The sequence below is a fragment of the Bradyrhizobium sp. in8p8 genome (assembly GCF_000426845.1).
Taxonomy (GTDB): domain Bacteria; phylum Pseudomonadota; class Alphaproteobacteria; order Rhizobiales; family Xanthobacteraceae; genus Bradyrhizobium; species Bradyrhizobium japonicum_C.
In genome coordinates, this window is record NZ_AUGD01000004.1 from 359,029 (window position 1) to 383,022 (window position 23,994).

A 23,994-nucleotide genomic window follows, 5' to 3' on the forward strand; every position below is an offset into this window, starting at 1 on the left:
ATGGGCCGCGATCAACAGCGCGTCAGCGTCGCACCTTTGGGCCGGCCTCTAGTCGCGCTTTGGGCTGAGCTTCCAGGTGATGGCGACCAGGCCGGCGGTGATCAGGCCGCTGATGAGGCCGGCGAGCGGCAAGGCGAGCAGCAGTGCGGCGCTCGCAGCCCAGCCGATCGAGGAGAAAGCTTCGGCGAAGGTCGCAAGCCTGGAGGACGTCTGCCGGCGCCGGAATTGGCTGCGCCGCGCCTGCACCCGGAACCAGAGCTGGATCGCGGTCGCCGCGGCCGCGCTGACGATGATCGCGCCGGCACTGATCGCGGCCTGGTACGGCGAGGCCCAGGCCAGCGCCGCGATTAGCGGACTGAAGATCGCGGCGACGGCGATCAGCACCACCTCGATCTTGGCGCGGATGACGCTGGAGGGCGTCAGCGGCGCGGTGGCGACGAGATCGGGAGCGTCCTCGCCCGAGATCGTCAGCCAGGCGAGCCCGCCGGCCAGCTGTCCGGCCGCCATCACGATGACAGGTGTGATCAGCGTCAGCGCCGCGGAGCTGTCGGCAAAATTCCGCCAGAGCAGGAGCGCCGGCGGCACCAGATAGAGCAGCTGCATCAATGTTTGCGAGATCAGCCAGGGATCGCGCCACAGCAGCACGAACTCCTTGCGCCGCAGCGCCTGCTGGCGCGATCCGCCCCGGAACGGGCGCTCCTTGCCACGGGTGCGGCCCGACGTGCCGTAAGCTGCCGCATCGATCGCGGTATCGGCGAAGCGGTGCGAGAAGATCGCCATGACGCTGCCGAGCAGCACCAGGGCCAGCGCGAGAAGCAGCAGCAGCGCCTCGCTGTCGCCCAGGGCCGCCCGTGCCGGCCACCACCAGATGCTGTCGATGTCGGGCGCGTAGGCCGCCAGGCTGCCCGAGGTCAGCATGGTGAAGCGGGACAGCGTGCCGTAGGACATGATCGCCGCAACCTGCAGCGCGATCACGAAGCCGGCGCCGATGATCGCGGCGAGGATCTGGGCAATCAGGCGCGTTCGTGCCGGGCCGATCAGCCGGAACAAGAGGATGGTCACCGCAATCGCGATCGCCGCGGCGGACAGGCCCATGGCGACGACGACGCCGAAGGCGGCCAGCCAGCGCGCGCCGCCGCCGAGCACCAGCACGTCGATGAAGGGCGTCGAGAACAGCAGCGCGAGCACCGTGACGGTCAGCGCGATCGCGGCGATGCGGACCGAGAACAGATTGGCCAGCGTTGCCGGCGAGGACATGATCAGGTCGAGATCGGCGCGCGCGTAGAATACCCGCGTCACGGATTCGATCGCCTGCGACAGCATCAAGGTCCAGGCGAGAAAGATCGTCGCCGTGATCACGATCAGGGCGGACTTGTCGAGCGGCAGCTGCAGATCGGCGAAACGGCCGATCACCGCCCAGGCCGGCAGGTGCAGCAGCGCGGCGAAGCAGAGCAGGCCGATCACCGCAGCGCGCGTGCGTTTGCGCCGTCCGCCCGTCATCATGGCGAACCATTCGCGCCAGGCGAGCCGCAGCTCGTGGCGGGCAAACCAGGACAGCGCGGTTGCCGAGCTCATGCCGCGGCCTGAAGCGTCACCAGCGCGATGAAAAGGTCTTCGAGGCTGGTATCGGCATGGCCGTTTTGCTGGCGCAGCTCGGTGAGCGTGCCTTCGGCGACCAGGCGCCCGGACGCGATCACGCCGATGCGGTCGGCCATCCGCTCGGCGACCTCGAGAATATGCGTGGTCATGATGACGGTGCAGCCGGCGCGGACGCGTTCGCCGAGCAGGCCCTTGACGTGGCGTGCGGAGACGGCATCGAGCCCCGTCAGCGGTTCGTCGAGAATGATGAGGCGGGGATCGTGCACCAGGGCCCCTGCGAGAGCGACCTTCTGGCGCATGCCCTTGGAAAAGCCCTCGCAGCGCTCGTGCCGGTGCGCCTCGAGCCCGAGGGAGTTGAGCAGCTCCTGCGCGACCGGCTCCGAGACCGACGGCGCGATGCCCCAGAGCCCCGCGACGAACTCGAGATATTCGAGCGGGCTCAGCTTGTCGTAGATCATGGGCTCGTCGGAAACCCAAGCCATCGCCTGCTTGGCTGCGACGGGGTCCGCCAGCGCATCGATCCCGAAGATCGAGACCGCGCCGGCATCGGGGCGCAACAGGCCCGCCACCATGCGCAAAGTGGTGGTCTTGCCGGCGCCGTTCGGGCCGACCAGTGCATAAAACTCGCCCGCGTGAATGGTGAGATCGAGGCCGTCGACCGCCAGACGGTCAAAACGCTTCGTTAACCCTCGGACTTCCAGCGCCGCGTGGTCCGGCTTCATGACGGGTCACACCATCCGGTTTTGCATTGCCCGCGACCATGACCGCAAGATGTTTCGGCACCGTGAATCGCGCTGCCGCAAATTCCGTCATCCGGCGGACCAAGGGAGTGTCACCGTTTGTTGACAGCGCAGGGCGGTTCAGGCTGAATTGATTCCGGACAAATGGAGCTAACGCGGCGAAACGACCGCGTAGCGACTGGACACAAGATGCGGCAAACGGTCATCAAGAACCGCCGGTCGCATCGGGAGGATGCGCGTCGATGCTGGATTTCGTTCAGCAGCTCGTCAGCGGTGTTGCGCTCGGCTGCGTTTACGGCCTGATCGCACTCGGCTTCGTGCTCGTCTACAAGGCCACCGAAGTCGTCAATTTCGCCCAAGGCGATCTGATGATGCTCGGCGGCTTCTTCGCCTTCACCTTCATCGGCATGATGGGCCTGAACTACTGGATCGGCTTTGCCGGTGCCGTGGCGGCGATGGCGCTGTTCGGCATGGTGGCGGAGCGCGTGGTGGTGCGGCCGATCCTCGGCTATCCGCAGTTCTCGATCATCATGGCGACGATCGGGCTCGGCTACTTCCTGCGATCGGTCGCCGGCATGATCTGGGGCACCGACGATTTGAAGATCGATACGCCGTTCAGCCAGGGCGTGCTGCGCATGGGCTCCCTGGTGCTCGCCTATGACAAGCTCTCCGTCATCGCGGCGACGATGATCCTGTGCACGCTGCTGTGGCTGTTCTTCAACAAGACCGTGCTCGGCACCGCGATGCGCGCCAGCTCCGAGAACATGCTGGCGGCCTACTACATGGGCATCCCGGTCAAGCGTGTGGTGTCGGTCGTGTGGGCGATCAGCGCGGCGGTCGCAACCTGCGCCGGCGTGCTGCTGGCGCCGATCACCTTCATTCACTCGAATGTCGGCCTCGTGCTCGGCTTGAAGGCATTTCCTGCCGCCGTGCTCGGCGGCTTCGGCTCGATCCCGGGCGCCGTGGTCGGCGGCGTCCTGATCGGCGTGATCGAGAGCATGGCCGGCTTCTACCTGCCTGAAGGCTGGAAGGACGTCGCGCCCTATGTCGTGCTGCTGACCGTGCTGCTCCTGAAGCCCGAGGGCCTGTTCGGCCTCCACGTCCGCAAGAAGGTCTGAACGCCATGCGCTTCCTGTTCAAGACCGACTATGAAGACGATATCAAGCTGTTCCCGCATTCGGGCTACGTCGTCTCCTACGGCATCCTGCTCGCGCTGCTGCTGGTCGCGCCCTATGCGCTCTCCAGCTACTTGATGAGCCAGCTCGTCTTCGTCTGCATCTATGCGACGGTCGGCGTGGCGCTCTTGATCCTGACCGGGTTCACCGGCCAGGCCTCGCTCGGGCACGCCGCCTTCCTCGCGATCGGGGCCTACACCGCGGCCTATTTGCAGGAATACAACGTGCCGTTCCCGGTCTACTTCCTCGCCGCCGGGCTCTTGACTGGCATCATCGGCGCGATGGTCGGCTTTCCCGCGCTGCGTCTCACCGGCATCTATCTCGTCATCGCCACCATCTCCTTTGCCCTGATCGTCGAGGAGATCCTGGCGCGCTGGGAGAGCGTCACCCACGGCAACGAGGGCATGCGCGTCAAGGCGCTGTCGCTGCTCGGTGTTACCGTGCCGCGCGACAGCCCGACCTTCTATTATCTTTGTCTTGCCGTGCTGGTGCTGACCATCGTCGGCACGCTCAATCTGCTGCGCTCGCCGACGGGCCGCGCCTTCGTCGCGATCCGCGACAGCGAGACGGCCGCGCGCAGCATGGGGGTCAATGTCGCGCTCTACAAGGTGAAGTCGTTCGCGATCTCGGCGGCGATCACCGGCCTTGCCGGCGTCTTGTTCGCGCACAAGCTCTCCTTCATCTCGCCGGAGATGTTCACGCTGCAGCTCTCGATCGAGTTCATCATCGTGATCCTGATCGGCGGCACCTTCAGCCTGCACGGTGCGGTGCTGGGCGCGATCTTCATCGTGATGATCGATCCGTTCCTGACTTATCTCAAGGACGACATGCCCGGCATCATCGCGGGTATCGCCGCGGCATTCGGCGCCGGGCCGGCCACCGCGGGAAGCATCCAGTCGAGCGTCGCGGCCTTCGCATCGCTCAACGGCCTGAAAGGCGCGATCTACGGCATCATCATCGTGTTGTTCGTGCTGTTCGAGCCGCTCGGGCTCTACGGCCGCTGGCTCAAGATCAAGCTCTTCTTCCAGCTGTTCCCGCTCTACAAGCGCGCCACCTTCAAGCGGCAGAAGATCTACGTGAAGTCGGAGCGCAATCGATGAGCTATTTTCGCGCCGAGAACCTGTCGCTGCACTTCGGCGGCCTCAAGGCCGTCGATGCGGTCTCGTTCGCGGTCGAGAGGGGCGAGATCCTCTCGATCATCGGGCCCAACGGCGCCGGCAAGAGTTCGATCTTCAACCTGATCTCGCGGATCTACCGGCCGACCTCGGGCCGCATCTTCTTCGAGGACCAGGACATTACGGAAGAGCCGCCCTACGACATCGCCAAGCTCGGCATCGCGCGCACCTTTCAGAACATCGAGCTGTTCGAGAATGCGACCGTGCTGTCCAATCTGCTGGTCGGCCGCCACCGGCACTCGACGACGCAGCTCTGGCAGGAACTGCTGTTCCTGCCGAGCGTGCGGGCCAACGAGAAGGTACACCGCCGCCGGGTCGAGCAGGTCATCGAATTCCTCGATCTCGAGCCGTATCGCGACAAGCTGATCTCGGGTCTGCCTTACGGCGTGCGCAAGGTGATCGAGCTGGCCCGCGCATTGTGCTCGGAGCCGAAGCTGATCCTGCTCGACGAGCCGTCCTCCGGTCTCAACGTGGAGGAGACCGGCGACATGTCGTTCTGGATCCGCGACATGAGGAGCGAGCTCGGCATCACGGTGCTGATGGTCGAACACGACATGTCGCTGGTCAACCGCGTCTCCGACCGCGTCATTGCGCTGAATTACGGGCGGGTGCTGGCGATGGGCTCGCCGGCCGAGGTCCAGCAGCACCCCGACGTCGTCGCCGCCTATCTGGGAGCCTGACGCATGGATGCCGCCACGACCCCGGATATCATCCTCAAGCTCAGCAACATCGAGAGCTATTACGGGCCTATCATGGCGATTCGCGGCATCTCGCTGGAGGTGCCGCGCGGCCGCATCGTCACGCTGCTGGGCGCCAACGGCGCCGGCAAGACCACGGTGCTGAAGACGATCTCTGGCATCCTCGACCCGCAGAAGGGGACGATCGAGTTCCTGGGCAAGCCGATCCAGCGCATGGAAGCCGACCGGATCGTGCGGCTTGGCCTCAGCCACGTGCCGGAAGGACGCGAAGTGTTCCCGTTCCTTTCCGTGCGCGAGAACCTGATGATGGGCGCCTACCCGCGCAAGGACAGGGACGGCGTCGCGGAAGATCTGGAGCGCGTCTACGGCTATTTTCCGCGTCTGAGGGAGCGCATCAACCAGCCGGCCGGCCAGCTCTCCGGCGGCGAGCAGCAGATGCTCGCGATCGGCCGCGCCCTGATGAACCGGCCGGCGCTGCTGCTGCTCGACGAGCCCTCGCTCGGCCTGTCGCCGCTGCTGGTGAAGGAAATCTTCACCATCATCCGTCGCGTCAACGAAGAGCAGGGCATGTCGATCCTGCTGGTCGAGCAGAATGCCAAGGTGGCGCTGGAGACCGCACATTACGGCTACGTCCTGGAGATCGGGCGGATCGTGATGAACGACACCTGCGACCGCTTGATGCATTCCCAGGACATCCAGGAATTCTACCTTGGCGCCAAGGAAGCGGGCGCGCGCGGCGAGCGGCGCTGGAAGAAGAAGAAGACGTGGCGGTGAGGACGAGCTGGCAGTAAGATGAGCTTGCCATCCGCAACATAGACCGCCGACAAGGCAGGCAGCGGAGGCTGGCGACGAGGAGGGAGGAGAGGCGCATGGCCCGACCGGCGGTGCTGACGGTCGCTGATACGATCGCAAAGAGCTTCTTGCGCGCCGCCGAGACGCGGGGCGACAAGCCGGCGATCCGCGAGAAGAAGTTCGGCATCTGGCAGCCGACCAGCTGGCGCGAATGGCTGGAGATCTCGAAAGAGATCGCCTATGCGCTTCACGCCATCGGCTTCGCGCCCGGTGACGTTGCCTCCATCATCGCCAATGCCGTTCCGGAATGGGTGCACGCCGATATGGGCATATTGTGCGCCGGCGGCGTCTCCTCCGGAATCTATCCGACGGATTCTTCATCCCAGGTCGAATACCTCGTCAACGATTCCCGCACCAAGGTGATCTTCGCCGAGGACGAGGAGCAGCTCGACAAGATCCTGACCTGCCGCGCGCGCTGCCCGAGCTTGCAGAAGATCATCGTGTTCGACATGGAAGGACTCAGCGGCTTTACCGACGACATGGTGATGTCGCTCGACGAGTTTCGCGCGCTCGGCCGCAACCACATGGTCGGCCGCGAGGCGCTGTGGCAGGAGATGATCGACAGCCGCAGCGCCGGCGATCTCGCGATCCTCGTCTACACGTCCGGCACGACCGGCCCGCCCAAGGGGGCGATGCACGCCAATCGCAGCGTCACGCACCAGATGCGGCACGCCAACGACTTCATCCCGGCGCGGGAGGATGAAGACCGGCTGATCTTCCTGCCGCTCTGCCATGTCGCAGAGCGCATCGGCGGCTATTACATCTCGGTCGCCCTCGGCTCGGTGATGAATTTTGCCGAGAGTCCGGAGACCGTGCCGGACAATCTGCGCGAGGTGCAGCCGACCGTCTTTCTGGCGGTGCCGAGAATCTGGGAGAAGTTCTACTCCGCGATCACCATCGCGCTGAAGGATGCGACGCCGCTGCAGCAATGGGTCTATCGGCGCGCGATCGGCATCGGCTATCGCATGGTCGAGTACCGGCTCGAGGGCGAGACGCCGCCGCTGTCGCTGCGGATCGCCAACCGCATCGCCTACCAGGTTGCCTTCCGCAACATCCGCCGCATGATCGGGCTCGACCGCTGCCGCATTGCCTTCACTGGTGCGGCCCCGATCGCACCGGAGCTGATCCGCTGGTATCTGGCGCTCGGCATCGACATCCATGAGGTCTACGGCCAGACCGAGAACTGCGGGGTCGCCACCATGATGCCGGCGGAAAGGACCAAGCTCGGCTCGGTCGGCACTGCGGTGCCCTGGGGCGAGGTCGCGCTGTCGCCCGAAGGCGAGATCCTGATCAGGGGCGACTTCCTGTTCATGGGCTATCTGAACCAGCCGGAGAAGACCGCGGAGACGATCGATTCCCGAGGCTGGCTGCACACCGGCGACGTCGGCACCATCGACAATGAAGGCTTCGTCCGCATTACCGACCGGATGAAAGACATCATCATCACCTCCGGCGGCAAGAACATCACGCCGTCCGAGATCGAGAACCAGCTCAAGTTTTCGCCCTACATCTCGGATGCGGTCGTGATCGGCGACAAGCGGCCCTATCTCACCTGCCTCGTGATGATCGACCAGGAGAACGTCGAGAAGTTCGCTCAGGATCACGACATCCCCTTCACCAACTACGCCAGCCTGTGCCGGGCGAGAGAGATCCAGGACCTGATCGGGCGCGAGATCGAGCAGGTCAATGGCAATTTCGCCCGCGTCGAAACCATCAAGAAGTTCTACCTGATCGAGCGTCAGCTCACGCCGGAAGACGAGGAGCTGACACCGACCATGAAGCTGAAACGCGGCTTTGTGAACAAGCGCTACGCCGCCGAGATCGAAGCGATGTATCGCGAGCGTGCGGTGGCGTGACGAGTCCGGCGATTCGAGAAAGCGAAGGAGCTGTGGCCCCCGCCCTTCGTCCAACACGGGCCTTTAGGAGAGGAGACGTCAATGTCGAAATCGTTCAGCGCATTCGGCCTTGCAATGAGTGCCGTCGTGCTCACCTGTCTGCCGGCCGCAGCGCAAACCAAGGTGACCAACGAGGGCATCTCGGCAACCGAGATCGTCGTCGGCACTCACCAGGACCTGTCGGGTCCGATCAAGGGGTGGGGCGTGCCGGTCGCAAACGGCATGAAAATGGCGACCGAGGAGATCAACGCCGCCGGCGGCATCCACGGCCGCAAGATTCGACTGGTCGTCGAGGACAGCGGCTATGATCCGAAGAAGGCCGTGCTGGCGTCGCAGAAGCTGATCGAGCGCGACAAGATCTTCGCAATGGTGGGACCGATGGGATCGCCGACCGTTCTCGCCGCGCAGGACATCCTGTTCGACGCCGGCGTCCTGCAGCTGTTCCCGCTGACGGCCGCCGAGTTCACCTTCAAGTTCGATCCGGCGAAGCCGCAGGAACGATTGAAGTTCAACAACCTGCTTCCCTATGTCGAGAGCACGCGGGCCGCGGTGAAGTACATGATGGAGTGGAAGGGCTTCAAGAAGCCCTGCATCATGCACCAGGACGACGAGTACGGTAAGAACGTGCTCGACGGCTTCAATCAGCAGCTCACCGCCATGAAGGCGCAGCCGGCTTCGATCACGAGCTACAAGCGCGGTGCCTCCGACTTCAGCGCGCAGATCGCCAAGATGAAATCCGACGGCTGCGACCTCGTGGTGCTCGGCACCGTGCTTCGCGAGACCATCGGGGCGATGAGCGAAGCCAAGAAGCTCGGCTGGGACGTCACCTTCCTCGGCGCGACCCCCACCAACGTGATGGAGGTTCCTGCGCTGGGCAAGGAAGCGGTCGAGGGGCTCTATGCCGCAAGCGGCTTCGAGATTCCCTATGAGGACACCGCGAAGGGCAAGGTGAAAGACTGGCTCGTCAACTACAAGAAGATGTTCAACGCAGACGCCAACACGCAGGCGATCATCGGTTACAACGCAATGATGACGTTTGCGTTCTACGCGAACAAGGCGGGCAAGGATCTCACCGGTCAGAAGATGCTTGAAGCACTCGAGTCGGGCGAAAAATTCCTCGACATCTTCAACTCACCGCCGACCAAGTTCTCCAAGACCGACCACCTCGCCAACACCATTACCCAGGTGCAGCAGGTCAAGGGCGGTCGCTGGGTGCTCGTGAAGGACAATCTGGTGTTCTGATCGGTTCGCTTTCACCCTCGTTCGAGCGAGGGTGAAAGCAACCGCTTGTCCCGGCGGTGCCGGGGGCGCCGGGAGCATGATTACGGAAAAGTGTGCAGCGGTTTTCCGGAATGATCATGCTCAACCACAATCCGAAGCGCGATGACGATTGATCCGGATCTCGTCGCGCTTCAGGCAATTGCGGGGCGAACTGGCTTGTGGCAACAAGCTGCGAGCAGTCACCGCGTCTCGGCGACCGCCACCGAAGCCTGCACCGGCTCGACATACTTCATCACCGCCGCCTGTTGCAGCACGAACAGCGGCTGATAGCTCCGCGTCGCGTCATCCTTGACCATCGCCATGCGGCGATTGTCGAGCATCAGCCAGTGGTCCTCGAGCCGTGCAGCGGCAACGGCATGCTCCTCGCCGGCGCGGATGTCGCGAACCACGACGATGCGGAGGTCTTCAGGGGGCACGCCCGCCAGCCGCAGCGCGGCGAGCTTGGCGATGGCATAATCCTCGCAATCGCCGGCGCCGCGCGCGAAGGTCGCGAGCGGCGAACTCCAGAGGTCGTCGGTGCCGTCATTGACGGCATGGATGGCGAGATTGATGGCGCGGTTGGTCTCACCGAGGCGCGCGCGGCCCTCGCGGGCGCGGGCCTGGTCGACGATGGCGAGCAGCTTCAGGGCTGCCGGCGATGCGCAATTGTCTCGGTCGCCGTCGCACAGCGCGAGCTGCACCATGTCGTCATCGAGCCTGTCTTTTAGTGCGGACCATTTCTGCTGCAAGCCGCCGGACGAGATGGCGAAGACGAATACGCCGAACGGCTCGGCGGATTTGCGCACGAGGACGCCCGCGCCCGGCGACAGCAGCGTGCCGGCGCGAAGCTCGGCGGCCGATCCGAGCAGGATCAGGCCGCACAGGACGAGGATTGCGCGAAAGGTGCACGAGCGAGCTGCGGTCTCCATCTGACATCCCCTTCCCAGGCTTCGCGGGACCTTCTCGATCTCGACGTGCTGGGCCTTGTTGCTTTCGGGCAGATAGTGCGAGACGGGCCGTTTTGTTCTGCTTAATGCGACCGGCTGGGGTCCGGAAACCAGAGGACAGGCTGAAGCGGATCTGGCCAAATTGCGTAAAATTTTACGATTGGCGCGCTACGAGGTGTCCTGATGCCGCGAAATGAACCTTATTGCAGGCACAAGTTGTGCAGTGCCGAATCGGGCCTTTTGGCTAACGACCCCCATTTCATGGGGTTCTGTTACTTCGGTCACAGATTTAACTCCGCAATTGCCGCAGGATGTTCCGGGACCCTGCCAGGGAAAGATGCTGCAAGTATCCGTTCCGCAACTTTACGATCGATTACTTTTGGTGAGTGGAAATGGGCGCGAATAAGTCGAATTCGACTTGCGAGTACTTTCAGCTTTACTTCAACTCCTCTGGATGGGAGCTCTTCCCTGGAGGCCCTTGCCGCCAAGTGACGCGAAATCACACAAGCAATAGATGGTTTCGCTAAGGACTTGGTAATGCTAAGCAAGCTTAGGCAGTCGATACTTACTTAAATTTTAACCCTTTTCACGGTGCCCGGTTGAATTACGCTGGCAAATTTGACGCCGCGACGTTCTTGGACGGCCAGGGTTCCAACTCGCCCGCCTATGTCCATTTCGACTCCTTTGCGGCCAAGCCCTTCATCGCAAAGGCGCATGGCCATGTGCCGGATGGTGCGTTCGTTGTTCCCGACCCCAATCTGATCTTCAACGGCGAGTTCAAGCGCGCCGGCCTCGATCTCGTGCTGTCCCACGACGGCCGTGAGTTCGTGGTTCACGATTATTTCAGGGGCGACAAGCGTGCCGCGATCGCCTCGCCGGACGGCGCCCACCTCACCGGCGACATCGTCAACGCCCTCACCGGCCATGTCCAGGTCGCCCAGGCCGCGCCCGGCGCCTCTGCCGCGCAGGTCATCGGTCACGTCACCAAACTTTCCGGCAGCGCGACCGCGATCCGCAACGGCGTGTCGGTGATCCTGAACAACGGCGACAATGTCGAGAAGGGCGACGTGGTCTCGACCGGGGCCGATTCGACGCTCGGCATCACCTTCATCGACGGCACCGTGTTCGGCCTGTCGTCGAATGCGCGGATGGTGCTGAACGAGATGGTCTACGACCCCAACGGGTCGAGCAACTCCTCGCTGCTCAGCCTGGTTGCGGGCACCATCACCTTCGTCGCCGGCGAGACCGCCAAGCATGGCGACATGAAGGTCGACACGCCGGTCGCCACCATGGGCATCCGCGGCACGGCGGTGCTGACCCAGATCAACTTCGTCGTTCCCGCCGGCGGCGGCGATCCGCAGCCGCAGGCGAGCTTCCAGGTGCTGGTCGAGCCGAACGGCACGACCGGCTCCTACATCCTGTTCGACAAGGTCACGCTGCTGCCGATCGCCACGGTCAACCAGGCCGGCCAGATGATCCAGATCAGCGGCGGCAACGTCTCGATCTCCAATGCGCTGATGTCCCCGGAGGTGCAGAAGCTGATCACGGACGTGTTCACGCTGAAGTTCACGGACAACAACACCAACACCAAGCTGACCACGAATTTTACCGACACGATCACGCCGTTCAGTCAGGACGTGGTGTTCAAGTCGGGATCCGGCCTGACTGCAGTCGCGACATTCGTCAACCTCAGTCCGCCGGGACAGGATGCTCCCCAAGTCTCGACGCCGCCGGCCATCCGCATTCCCGGCCAGCCGATTGCACAGAGTTTCGACCTCGGCGGCAATGTGAAGACGGCGTTCGCGCTGACCGAACGCGCCGACACCACCGGCGACACCCAGGCCGATACAGTCAGCGGCCTCATCCGATTCGTCGATCAAAACCTCGGCGACCGGCCGACGGTGTCGGTGAGCCTCGCGGAGGCGCCGAACTACGTCTACAAGAACGCCGGCCAGCAGGACGTCACGGGCTCGCTCACCGCGCTCCAGAAGCAGGGCATCGCGGCGACGCAGATCCAGATCAGTGTCATTGCCGACCCCACCAACGAGAACAACGGCTCGGCAGTCTGGACCTACACGATTCCCGACAAGGTCTTCGACTTCCTCGCGGCCGGCGAAACCCTGACGCTGACCTACATGGTCCGCGTCGACACCAACTTCACCGTCGACCCCGAGTCCAGGTTCATCCCGATCACCATCACGATCACGGGAACGAACGACAAGCCGACTGTTGCTACATCGGGCGGCACCCTGATCGAGAAGGTGGGCACGGGCAACGAAGCTCTGGACATCATCACCGGCACGGTCACCTTCACGGACGTCGATCTGACGGACCGGCCGATCGTGAGCGCTGAGCTCTCGTCGACCCAGCCGTTCAAGTATCTCGATGCGGAGGGCAACGACATCACCGCGACGCTGACCCCGGAGCAGCTCGCGGCGATCGCGGCCGTCAAGGTGCCGCTGACCGTGGTTCAGGGCGCTGGAAACGGCAACAACGGGACGGCCACCTGGACCTACAGTGTTCCCGACTATCTCTTCGACTTCCTTGCCGAGGACGAGAGGCTGATCCTCAACTATGTGGTGCAGGTCGATGACGGGCACGGCGGCGTCGTCAGCACGCCGCTCACGGTCTCCATCAATGGAGCCGACGTCAATGTCGAGGGCACCAACGACGTGCCGACGATCGTCGAGGACGAGACGGATACGACCGGCGCGGTGACCGAGGATGATGCGGTCGCGCTCCAGGCGAACGGCACCATCACGTTCAACGATCCAGATCTCACGGACACTCACACCGCAAGCTTCGTCGTGAAGTCGACGACGTCGAGCGCGCATCTCCCCGGCTTCACCGACGGAACCTCGCATGTCGGCACGTTCGCATTGACGGCAGTGACCGAGAGTCCCGGCGCCAGTTCGCAAGGGTCGGTCGGCTGGACCTTCACGCTCGACAATGACGATCCGGTGCTGCAGTCGCTGGCCGAAGGCCAGACCATCACCCAGGTCTACACCGTCACGGTGATCGACAACAATAATGCCATGGTGACGCAGGACGTCACAATTACGATCACCGGGACCAACGATGCCCCGACCATCACCAGCGATGAAGACGCGGCGAAGGGCTGCGTCACTGAGGACGCCGGCTTGTCCCTTTCGATCGGCGGCACGCTGGCGATCCAGGATCTGGATCTGATCGACACCCACACGGCGCAAGCGGTGTTCACCTCGTCGTCCGTCAGCTCCCCTCTGCCGGGGTTCGGCGCCAACGCGAACATCGGCACCTTCACGATCGATCCGTCGGTCCTGGAATCCAACGTGGACACCAACAACGGTGCTACGCTGGGCTGGCACTTCACGCTCGACAACAGCAATGCGGTGCTGCAGTCGCTGGCGCAGGGCCAGAGCATCACCCAGGTCTACACCGTCACCTTCACCGACGATCACGGCGCGCAAGTCTCGCAGGACGTCACCGTCACGATCAACGGCGCCAACGACGCGCCGACGATCATCAGCAGCGCCGCGGATGCCGCCGGGGCCGTCACAGAGGACAGCGCGACACTGTCGATCGGCGGCACGCTTGAGATCCAGGACCTCGACCTGATCGACACGCACACCGCGGAAGCCGTATTCAAATCGGCGACGTCCAACGCGCAGTTGCCCGGTTTCGACGGCAGTACACCGCTCGGCACGTTCACGATCGATGGGGACGTCGCGGAGTTCAATACCGACACCGACAATGGGGCGTCGCTGGGCTGGCATTTCACGCTCGACAACAGCAATGCGGTGCTGCAGTCGCTGGCGCAGGGCCAGTCCATCACCCAGGTCTACACCGTCACCTTCACCGACGATCACGGCGCGCAAGTCTCGCAGGACGTCACCGTCACGATCAACGGCACAAACGACGCGCCGACGATCATCAGCAGCGCCGCGGATGCCGCCGGGGCCGTCACCGAGGACAGCGCGACACTGTCGATCGGCGGCACGCTTGAGATCCAGGACCTCGACCTGATCGATACGCACACCGCGGAAGCCATATTCAAATCGGCGACGTCCAACGCGCAGTTGCCCGGTTTCGACGGCAGTACACCGCTCGGCACGTTCACGATCGATGGGGACGTCGCGGAGTTCAATACCGACACCGACAATGGGGCGTCGCTCGGCTGGCACTTCAGCCTCGACAACAGCAATGCTGTGCTGCAGTCGCTGGCGCAGGGCCAGACGATCACCCAGGTCTACACCGTCACTTTCACCGACAATCACGGTGCCCAAGTTTCGCAGGACGTCACCGTCACGATCACTGGCACAAACGACGCGCCGACGCTCGCCGACCTGCACATCGGTTCGCTGGCGGATACGGCTGCTGCCGACACCTTCTCCGATCTGACCGGGACGCTGGTGGGCAACGATGTCGATACCGGCGAGACGGCGACGCTGAGCTATGCCGTTCTGAACGCCGATCACCATGCGGTGACGACGGTTGCAGGACTGTACGGCTCGCTGACGGTCAACCCCGACGGCAGCTACAGCTACGTTCCGAACGCGACGGCGATCAACGCGCTTTCGGATGGAGCCTATACCGATACGTTCACCGTTCAGACCAAAGACACCCATGGTGCCACGGGTACAGCAACGCTTACGGTGGACGTGACCGGCACGAACGACGAGAACGATGCTCCGGTGATCGACGTGAACCAGATCAGCGTCTCGCAGGAAGGCGACCAGGTCTTCGTCCACGGCATTACGGTTACCGACGCCGATGCGGTCGACGGTGAAACCTTTACGCTTAGTGCGATCGCGGATTCAGGCACTTACGTGGACCCGGCATCGGCGTCCGATACATTTGGGGGCATCGCCTCGGCCCTCCAGGGGCTGACCTATACCGATCCGGGTCAGAACGCGCCTGCAACAACGGACACGGTGACCGTCACCGTCACCGACGGTCACGGCGCGAGCGATACGGTCAACCTGATCTTCAACCTGTCCGAACAAGGCCCGGTCGACCTTGCCAGCACGACCGGCAAGGACGTGCTGTTCGGGTCCGGCTACCAGGATCAGTTCGTGTTCGAGGCCAATTCGAACCACGACACGATCCTCGATTTTGCGCACGGTCAGGACCACATCGACCTGACGGCGGTCGTGGCGACAGATATCGACGCGGCATGGATAGCCCAGCACGTGGCGCCCTCAGGGACGGATACCCTGATCACGCTGAGTGCGACGGACACCATCCTCCTGAAGGGCGTCGCGAACGTCCAGCCAAGCGACTTCATCGTCCATGCCTGACTGAGGCGCCGCGATCGTCCACACACCGATCGGAGCTGCCGCCGTAGTCAAAGCGTGATATCGAATCCTCATGAAACGTCTCAAACTCCTGCGGCTTTGGTTTGCGCGGAAGCTCGGCTTCGCACGGCTGATGTGCCTGGCGCTGCTGGTCCTGTTCGCCGGCGCCCGTCTCTGGGATCCGCCGCCGATCCAGGAATTGCGGCTGCGCACCTTCGACATGTTTCAGTTGATCGATCCGCGCCACAAGGCGGCGCGGCCGGTCACCATCGTCGACATCGACGACAAGAGCCTCGCCAGGCTCGGCCAGTGGCCGTGGCCGCGCACGCGCATCGCCGACATGATCCAGAACCTCACCAGCAACGGCGCGGTCGTGATCGGCTTCGACGTGGTGTTCTCGGAGCCGGACCGGCTCAATCCGGATCTGGTCGCGAGCCAGATGCGCTATCTCGATGACGCCACCCGGATCAAGCTCCGCGAGCTGCCGAGCAACGACCAGGTCCTCGCGGATGTGATCAAGCGCTCGCGCGTGGTGCTGGGCGAGACCGGGCTTCCGGAGGTCTTGTCCGAGCTGGACAAGTCGCTTCCGTTCACGGGCGTGGCGACCGTCGGCGAGGACGGGGCCGAACGCTTCCTGTTCGAATTCCCCGGCTTGTTGCGCAACGTGCCGATCATCGAGAAGGCCGCGGCCTGTTCTCGATCAGGACCGAGCGCGACGGATTGATTCGCCGCGTGCCGATGATCCTGCGCGCCCAGGGCAACATCATGCCCTCGCTCAGCCTCGAGATCCTGCGCGTCGCGACCGGCACGCCGACGCTGCTGGTCCGTACCGACAAGGCCGGCATCAGGGGCGTCCGCCTCAAGGGCGTGGAAATTCCAACGGACCGGAACGGCCAGCTCTGGGTCCACTATGCCCGCCGCGATCCCTCGATCTATGTCTCGGCCGCCGACGTGATCGACAATACCGTGCCGCCGGCCATGCTCGCGGGCAAGCTGGTGCTGGTCGGCACCTCCGCTGGCGGACTCAACGACATCAAGACCACGCCGGTCTCCCGCGCCATGCCGGGGGTCGAGATCCACGCCCAGGTGCTGGAGAGCGTGCTGAGCGGCGCGGTGATCTCGCAGCCGAATTATGCGTTCGGTGTCGAGCTGATCGCGGCGCTGATCATCGGCCTGCTCGTCATCATCTTCACGCCGAATCTCGGGCCGGTACGCCTCGTGCTCGCCGGCGCGACCTTTGCCGCCATCCTGATCGGCGTGTCCTGGTTCTTCTATACCCAGTACCGCTACCTCATCGACTTCACCTATCCGCTGCTGTCGACCACCGCGGTCTACCTGACGCTGATCTTTGCGAGCTTCGTGCGCGAGCAGCGCCAGCGCGTGCAGATCCGCGGCATGTTCGCGCAGTACATGTCGCCGGTGCTGGTCGAGCAGCTGGCACAGTCGCCGGAAAAGCTCGTGCTCGGCGGCGAGGAGCGCGAGATGACGATCATGTTCTCGGACGTGCGCGGCTTCACCACGATCTCGGAGAGCTACAAGCACGATCCGCAAGGCCTGATCGCGCTGATGAACCGCTTCCTGACCCCGCTGACCGACGTCATCATCGAGCGCAAGGGCTACATCGACAAGTACATGGGCGATGCCATCATGGCGTTCTGGAACGCGCCGCTCGACGACCCCCAGCACGAGGTCAATGCCTGCGAGGCTGCGATCCAGATGCTGGAGCAGATCGATCTGGTCAACAAGGAGCGCGAGCAGGAAGCTGCCGACGGCGGCCACGTCTACATCCCGCTCAATGTCGGCATCGGCCTCAATACCGGCGTCGGCGTGGTCGGCAACATGGGCTCCGACCTGAAGAAGAACTATTCGGTGCTGGGCGACAGCGTGAACCTGGCCTCGCGCCTGGAAGGGCAGACCAAGGAATACGGCTTTCCGATCATCGTGGGATCCCGCACCGCGCTCGCGGCCAAGGACAAGTTCGCGATCCTCGAGCTCGACTTCATCATGGTCAAGGGCAAGACCGAGCCGGAGGTCATCTATGCCATCGCGGGCCGCGAGGATGTGATGCATTCGGGTGCATTCCAGCGCCTGCGCAACATCACCATCGAGATGCTCGGCTGCTACCGCAACCGCGACTGGCAGGGCGCATTGGACGCGATCGAGCGCGGCCGCCGCAGCGAAGACGCCGACACGCTGGAGAAGCTGTTCAGGCTGTACGAGGCGCGGATCAGGGAATTCCAGATCAATCCGCCGCCCGAGAACTGGACCGGCGCCTATGCGCTGCTGACCAAGTAGCTGTGTGATCGAGGCATCTCCGGTGCCTCATGCTCCGTCATTGCGAGCGTAGCGAAGCAATCCAGTGATGCATCCGCGGAGATATTCTGGATTGCTTCGCTGCGCTCGCAATGACGAGTTTGATGCGCCTGTGTGCGCCAAACATCAGCTTTTGTAGGGGTGGGCAGAGACGCGTCAGCGCCGTGCCCACCATCTCTCCTCGCATTGGCCCGAAGCGGCGGGCGCGCTTGCGCTTTGCCTACGCAGCGACAGCTGTCTCCGCTCCCGTCACTCCACCCCGATCGTCGTGAGATCCTGGAACCAGTGCTGCGCCTGCACGAACCGCTTGATCTTCGGCGACAGCGCGTGAGGGTTGGTGTCGTGGACGACCCAGACCAGCGTGGCGTCATCGACGATCAGCGCATGCGCCTGCGCCAGGAGCGCGTCCTGCTGGGTGGAATCGAAGGTCTGCTTGGCCTCGTCGATCAGCGCATCCACCTTCGGGTTCTTGTAGCCGCCCCAGTTGACGCCCACGGGCGCGATCTGCCCGGAATGGAAGAAGCGGACGATCGCATAGAGCGGGTCCGAGGTCACATAGGCGATGTTGTTGGCGGTGATGCCGGCATTCATCTCGTCCGCCGCGCCCTTGCGCCAATGCGTATAGAGCGTCTCGAGCTCGACCACCTTGAAGTCGATGTCGATGCCGATCTCCTTGAAGCTCTGCTGCAGGAATTCGTTCATCGGCAGCGACAGCATCTGGCCGGTGCCGCCTTGCGCGATGATGAAGGTGGTCTTCAGCGGCTTGGCCTTGGAGTAGCCGGCTTCCTCGACCAGTCTCTTCGCGGCGGCAAGATCATACTTCAATTCGAAGCTGGGCTTGCCGAACCATGGGCTCGACGGGTCGACCTGTCCCTTCGCGGGCTTCGCCAATCCGTTCATCAGGCCCACCACCGCGTCGCGATCGATCGCGAGGTTCAGCGCCTTGCGCAGGCGAATGTCGGTCCAGGGCGAGCCCGGCAGCACGCTGAGGTGATAATTCCAGACATGCGGCGTGACGTTGTCGACCAGCTTCATGCCGGCGGCTTTCAGCTGCGGCACCGCGTCCGGCGCCGGCGTCTCGATCAGATCGACCTGCCCAGCAAGCAGCGCGTTGGTGCGTGTCAGCGCCTCAGGCATCGGCACCAGCACGATCTTGTCGGCCTTCGGAATGCGCTTCTTGTTCCAGTAGTCAGGGTTCTTGGTCAGCTCGGCGAGCTCGCGCGGCACCAGTCTCGTCAATTTGAAGGGGCCGGTGCCCGAGGGCTGGCTGGCGAACTTGTCCCAGTCCTTGCCGAGCTTTTCATACTGGGCCGGGCTCGACACCAGGAACCACAGCATCTGGTACGGGAAAAAGGAATCGACCGCCTTGGTGGTGATCTCAACGGTGGAGTCGTCGATCTTGGCGTAGCTGGCGACGGAGGGGAGGCGCGTCTTCACCTGCGCGCTTTGCCGCTTGTCGAACTGCGGTGCCTTGTCGTTGAGCACCTTGTCCAGATTCCAGATCACCGCATCGGCGTTGAACTCGCTGCCATCGTGAAACTTCACGCCCTTGCGCAAAGTGAAGCGCCATTTGGTCTTGTCGGCATCGTCCACCTTCCATTCGGTGGCGAGGCCCGGCACCAGCTTGCCGGGCCGGTCGGCCACGTCCATCTCCCAGGCCACCAAGGGATCGTAGATCGTGTAGGCGGTGAATTGATAGGCGCCCGCGCCGCGATCGGGTTGGCCCGTGGTCAGCGGGATGTCCGCCATCGAGATGCCGTAGCGCACAACAGTTTCGGCGCACGCCGAAACTGCGGAGAACGCCAGCGCAAGCACGGCGAGACAGGTCGATAGACGAAGACGCATGGCCCAAAGCTCCAAGGGGAATTGAAGGGGGAGTTCGGGCCAAACCTGCAATCTTGATGCCAGAATAGGCAGCGCCTTGGTTTTGCCTTCCGGCGATCCACAAGGACTTGTCGCCGCAGGGGCAATCTGCAGAAAAAGTTTCTCCTTGGCATAGGCATTGCATACCATTGCATCAAAATTAATCATCCAAGCCGGAGAAGGACGAGGCGATGTTTATTAAGAAGAATACGCGTGCGGCACTGTTCGCGGTGCTTGCTCTAACGACAACCGCGGCCTGGCCGCGCGTCGCAAGCGCGGAGACCGTGCTGCGCATCGGCATGACCGCTGCCGATATTCCGCGCACGCTGGGCCAGCCCGACCAGGGCTTCGAGGGCAACCGCTTCACCGGCCTCACCATGTATGACGCGCTCACCGGCTGGGACCTGTCCTCCGCCGAGAAGGCAAGCGTGGTGATTCCGGGCCTTGCCACCGAGTGGAAGGTCGACGATGCCGACAAGACCAAGTGGGTCTTCAAGCTGCGCCCCGGCGTCACCTTCCACGATGGCTCGCCGTTCAACGCCGATGCCGTGGTGTGGAACGTCGAGAAAGTCCTGAAGCAGGATGCGCCGCAATTCGACGCCAGCCAGGTCGGCGTCACCGCCTCGCGCATGCCGACGCTGGCTTCTGCGAAGAAGATCGACGACATGACGGTCGAGCTCACCACCAAGGAGCCCGACAGCTTCCTGCCGATCAATCTCACCAACCTGTTCATGGCGAGCCCGGCGAAGTGGCAGGCGTTCTACGACAAGGCCGACGGCGCCGACGCCAAGGCGAAGTCGCAGGCCGCATGGACCGCCTTCGCCAAGGACGCCTCGGGCACAGGGCCGTGGAAGATGGCGAGCTTCACGCCGCGTGAACGGCTGGAACTGGTCAAGAACGCGAACTACTGGAATAAGGATCGCGTGCCCAAGGTCGACAAGATGGTGCTCCTGCCGATGCCGGAGGCGAATGCGCGCACTGCGGCGCTGCTCTCGGGCCAGGTCGATTGGGTCGAGGCGCCTGCGCCGGACGCGCTCCCCGAGCTCAAGCAGCGCGGCTTCAAGCTCTACGCCAACGAGCAGCCGCATGTCTGGCCCTGGCAGTTCTCGCGCGTCGAAGGCTCGCCCTGGAACGACATCCGCGTGCGCAAGGCGGCGAACCTCTGCATCGATCGTGAAGGTCTCAGGGACGGGCTGCTCGCCGGCCTGATGGTGCCGGCGACCGGCACCTTCGAGCCCGGGCATCCCTGGCGTGGCAATCCCACCTTCCAGATCAAGTACGACAAGGCGGCCGCACAAAAGCTGATGCAGGAGGCCGGCTTCGGCCCCAACAAGAAGCTGACGGTGAAGACTCAGACGTCGGCGTCCGGTTCGGGTCAGATGCAGCCGCTGGCGATGAACGAGTATCTGCAGCAGGCGCTGGCCGAATGCTATTTCGACGTGAAGCTCGACGTCATCGAGTGGAACACGCTGTTCACCAACTGGCGCCGCGGCGCCAAGGATCCCAGCGCCAATGGCTCGAACGCGACCAACGTCACCTATGCGGCGATGGACCCGTTCTTCGCGCTGGTGCGCTTCCTGCAATCGGGTATGGCGCCGCCGGTCTCGAACAATTGGGGCTTCATCAACAACCCCAAATTCGACGAGCTGGTGAAGAAGGCGCGGCAGACCTTCGATCCCGCCGCGCGCGATTCCGCGCTCGCCGAGCTGCACGCAGCCTCCGTCGACGATGCAGCCTTCCTCTACGTCGCCCACGACGTCGGCCCGCGCGCGATGAGCCCGAAGGTGACCGGCGTCATACAGCCGAAGAGCTGGTTCATCGACTTCTCGCCGGTGTCGATCAAGCAGTAGTCGAAGCTTGCTCAGTGCATCCTCTCCCCTTGTGGGAGAGGGTGGGTTCGCGACAGCGAAGCCGGGTGAGGGGTCTCTCTCCGCGGAGGGACTCTCTCTCGTTTGAAATGGTGTAGCCGCGGAAACAACCCCTCATCCGGCGCTTGCGCGCCACCTTCTCCCGCAAGGGGAGAAGGAAGAAAGAAACAACGTGCTCGCCTATATCGCCCGACGCATCGTCTATGTCGTCCCCATCGTCATCAGCGTGGCGCTGGTGTGCTTCCTCCTTGTGCACATCACGCCGGGCGATCCGCTCGTCGCCGTGCTGCCGGCCGATGCCTCGCAGGAGCTCGCCGCGCAGCTGCGCACCGCCTATGGCTTCGACCGCCCGCTGCCGGTGCAGTTCGGGCTTTGGCTTCTTCGTGCCCTTCACGGCGACCTCGGCAACTCCATCGCGACGGGGCGTCCGGTGCTCGCCGAGGTCATGCGCGCAGTGGGCAACACCGTCACGCTGGCGATTGCTGCGGCCATCATCGGCTTCACCATGGGCATTCTGCTCGGCTTGATCGCCGGCTATTTCCGGGAGACCTGGATCGACAAGGTCGCGACCTCCTTTGCCATCGCCGGTGTTTCCGTGCCGCATTACTGGCTGGGCATGCTGCTCGTCATCATCTTCTCGGTGCAGCTCAACTGGCTGCCTGCGGTCGGCGCCGGCCCGAGCGGCTCCAATTCCTGGGCCTGGGACTGGGCGCACCTGAAATATCTTGTGCTGCCGGCGATCACGACCTCGGTGATCCCGATGGGCATCGTCACGCGCACCGTTCGCGCGCTGACCGGCGACATCCTCAGCCAGGACTTCGTCGAGGCGTTGCGTGCAAAGGGCCTGCGCGAAACCGGCGTGTTCCGACATGTCATCAAGAATGCCGCGCCGACCGCGCTTGCCGTGATGGGGCTCCAGCTCGGCTACATGCTCGGCGGCTCCATCCTGATCGAGACCGTGTTCTCCTGGCCGGGCTCGGGCTTCCTGCTCAATTCGGCGATATTCCAGCGCGACCTGCCGCTGCTGCAGGGCACGATCCTGATCCTGGCGCTGTTCTTTGTCTTCCTCAACCTGCTGGTCGACATCGCCCAAGCCGCGATCGACCCGCGCATCAAGCGGGGCTAGCGGGATGAGATCGAGCCCAGCTGTTGCCGCGAAGCCGGTGCGCTCCCTCCCCCGCGAGCGGGGGAGGGTTGGGGAGAGGGTGTCTCCTCGCGCGAGGACCCCCGAACCTGTCATCGGGCGCGCCTGCGGCGCGACCCGTTGGGCGCGACCTCTCCCGCAACCGGGAGAGGTGCACCGCCTTGTTGGCTTGTGTCGATTGAACCAACATCTTTCGGGAGCCGACTGATGAGCGAGCTTCCGTTGTCCGCCACCAGCGACGCCGCGCTTCAGGCCGCGCCCGCGACCAAGGCACGCGGCTATTGGGCCACCGTCGGCCGCCGCATCATGCGGGACAAGGTCAGCATGGCCTGCGCGCTGGTGCTGCTGCTGATCTTCCTCTCGGCGATCCTTGCGCCATGGCTCGGCCTGGAAGATCCCTACAAGGGCTCGATGATCCGCCGCCTTCGTCACATCGGCACCCCAGGCTACCCCCTCGGCACCGACGAGCTCGGCCGCGACATGCTGGCGCGTCTCGTCTATGGCGGCCGGCTGTCACTGGTCATCGGCATCCTGCCCGTGATCCTTGCTTTCTGCATCGGCACCTCGCTCGGTCTCGTTGCCGGTTATGTCGGCGGCAAGCTCAACACCGCGATCATGCGCACAGTGGATGTGTTCTACGCGTTCCCGTCGGTGCTGCTGGCGATCGCGATCTCCGGCGCGCTGGGTGCCGGCATTCTCAACTCCATCGTGTCGCTGACGGTCGTGTTCGTGCCGCAGATCACCCGCGTTGCCGAGAGCGTCACCACCGGCGTGCGCAACATGGATTTCGTCGAGGCCGCGCGCGCTTCGGGGGCCGGCGCCTTTACCATCATGCGCGTGCACATCCTCGGCAATGTGCTTGGTTCCATCTTCGTCTACGCCACCAGCCTGATCTCGGTCTCGATGATTTTGGCTGCCGGCCTCTCCTTCCTCGGTCTCGGCACCAAGCCGCCGGAGCCGGAATGGGGTTTGATGCTGAACACCTTGCGCACCGCGATCTACATCAATCCCTGGGTCGCCGCGCTTCCGGGCGCGATGATCTTCGCGGTTTCGATCTGCTTCAACCTGCTCTCGGACGGACTGCGCAGCGCCATGGACATCAGGAACTAATGATGATGAGAGCAAGACAGGCCGCCGCAGCTTCGGTGCCACACCTCTCCCCGATTGGGAGAGGTGGGAGGTCGCGGCC

General features: G+C 63.7%; 13 protein-coding genes and 3 pseudogenes. 12 read left to right on the forward strand and 4 right to left on the reverse strand.

What is annotated here, in order from left to right; all coding sequences use genetic code 11:
• Positions 1-48: 48 nt before the first annotated feature.
• Together K408_RS0114355 and K408_RS0114360 are read right to left on the reverse strand one after the other, a co-directional pair.
• Positions 49-1,575, reverse strand: coding sequence for a hypothetical protein (locus K408_RS0114355; RefSeq protein WP_024338976.1), 1,527 nt, complete (start codon positions 1,573-1,575; stop codon positions 49-51).
• Positions 1,572-2,321, reverse strand: a complete 750-nt coding sequence (locus tag K408_RS0114360) for an ABC transporter ATP-binding protein (protein WP_024338975.1) — start codon at positions 2,319-2,321, stop codon at positions 1,572-1,574. Before K408_RS0114360 ends, K408_RS0114355 begins: the two co-directional genes overlap by 4 nt.
• A 260-nt stretch (positions 2,322-2,581) precedes the next feature.
• Here K408_RS0114360 and K408_RS0114365 point away from each other — a divergent pair, with 260 nt between their 5' ends.
• The 6 genes from K408_RS0114365 (at position 2,582) to K408_RS0114390 (ending at position 9,376) form a co-directional block, all read left to right on the forward strand.
• Positions 2,582-3,457, forward strand: a complete 876-nt coding sequence (locus K408_RS0114365; RefSeq protein ID WP_024338974.1) for a branched-chain amino acid ABC transporter permease — start codon at positions 2,582-2,584, stop codon at positions 3,455-3,457.
• A gap of 5 nt (positions 3,458-3,462) precedes the next feature.
• Positions 3,463-4,614, forward strand: coding sequence for a branched-chain amino acid ABC transporter permease (locus K408_RS0114370; protein WP_024338973.1), 1,152 nt, complete (start codon positions 3,463-3,465; stop codon positions 4,612-4,614).
• Complete coding sequence (locus K408_RS0114375) at positions 4,611-5,369, forward strand: ABC transporter ATP-binding protein (protein WP_024338972.1); 759 nt, start codon at positions 4,611-4,613, stop codon at positions 5,367-5,369. The genes K408_RS0114370 and K408_RS0114375 overlap by 4 nt, the downstream gene beginning before the upstream one ends.
• A gap of 3 nt (positions 5,370-5,372) precedes the next feature.
• Complete coding sequence (locus tag K408_RS0114380) at positions 5,373-6,161, forward strand: ABC transporter ATP-binding protein (protein ID WP_024338971.1); 789 nt, start codon at positions 5,373-5,375, stop codon at positions 6,159-6,161.
• A 95-nt stretch (positions 6,162-6,256) separates the two neighbouring features.
• Positions 6,257-8,095 (forward strand): AMP-dependent synthetase/ligase, encoded by a 1,839-nt coding sequence (locus K408_RS0114385; RefSeq protein WP_024338970.1) that lies wholly within the window; start codon positions 6,257-6,259, stop codon positions 8,093-8,095.
• An 81-nt stretch (positions 8,096-8,176) separates the two neighbouring features.
• Positions 8,177-9,376, forward strand: a complete 1,200-nt coding sequence (locus tag K408_RS0114390) for an ABC transporter substrate-binding protein (protein ID WP_024338969.1) — start codon at positions 8,177-8,179, stop codon at positions 9,374-9,376.
• Between the two features lie 218 nt (positions 9,377-9,594).
• Here the strand turns inward: K408_RS0114390 and K408_RS0114395 are convergent, their stop codons facing one another.
• Positions 9,595-10,323: a transglutaminase-like cysteine peptidase gene (locus K408_RS0114395; protein ID WP_024338968.1), complete on the reverse strand. Its 729-nt coding sequence runs from the start codon at positions 10,321-10,323 to the stop codon at positions 9,595-9,597.
• Between the two features lie 617 nt (positions 10,324-10,940).
• Here K408_RS0114395 and K408_RS44295 point away from each other — a divergent pair.
• From K408_RS44295 to K408_RS43885, 3 pseudogenes are all read left to right on the forward strand, one after another.
• A pseudogene (locus tag K408_RS44295) lies at positions 10,941-13,505 on the forward strand (VCBS domain-containing protein); the annotation flags it as partial.
• Between the two features lie 186 nt (positions 13,506-13,691).
• Positions 13,692-15,620 (forward strand): annotated as a pseudogene (locus tag K408_RS44300) (VCBS domain-containing protein); the annotation flags it as partial.
• A 70-nt stretch (positions 15,621-15,690) separates the two neighbouring features.
• Positions 15,691-17,912, forward strand: a pseudogene (locus K408_RS43885) (CHASE2 domain-containing protein).
• A gap of 267 nt (positions 17,913-18,179) precedes the next feature.
• Here K408_RS43885 and K408_RS0114410 read toward each other — a convergent pair.
• Positions 18,180-19,775: an ABC transporter substrate-binding protein gene (locus K408_RS0114410; RefSeq protein WP_024338967.1), complete on the reverse strand. Its 1,596-nt coding sequence runs from the start codon at positions 19,773-19,775 to the stop codon at positions 18,180-18,182.
• Positions 19,776-19,984: 209 nt separating this feature from the next.
• Between K408_RS0114410 and K408_RS0114415 the strand changes: the two genes are divergently transcribed.
• The 3 genes from K408_RS0114415 (at position 19,985) to K408_RS0114425 (ending at position 23,915) form a co-directional block, all read left to right on the forward strand.
• On the forward strand, positions 19,985-21,643 hold the full coding sequence (locus tag K408_RS0114415; RefSeq protein ID WP_024338966.1) for an ABC transporter substrate-binding protein: 1,659 nt from the start codon (positions 19,985-19,987) through the stop codon (positions 21,641-21,643).
• A 190-nt stretch (positions 21,644-21,833) separates the two neighbouring features.
• A complete protein-coding gene (locus K408_RS0114420) occupies positions 21,834-22,787 on the forward strand; it encodes an ABC transporter permease (RefSeq protein ID WP_024338965.1) in 954 nt (317 codons plus the stop codon).
• 225 nt (positions 22,788-23,012) lie between these two features.
• Positions 23,013-23,915 carry an ABC transporter permease gene (locus K408_RS0114425; RefSeq protein WP_024338964.1) on the forward strand — a complete coding sequence of 301 codons (903 nt, stop codon included), beginning with the start codon at positions 23,013-23,015 and terminating at the stop codon, positions 23,913-23,915.
• The last annotated feature ends 79 nt before the right edge of the window (positions 23,916-23,994 follow it).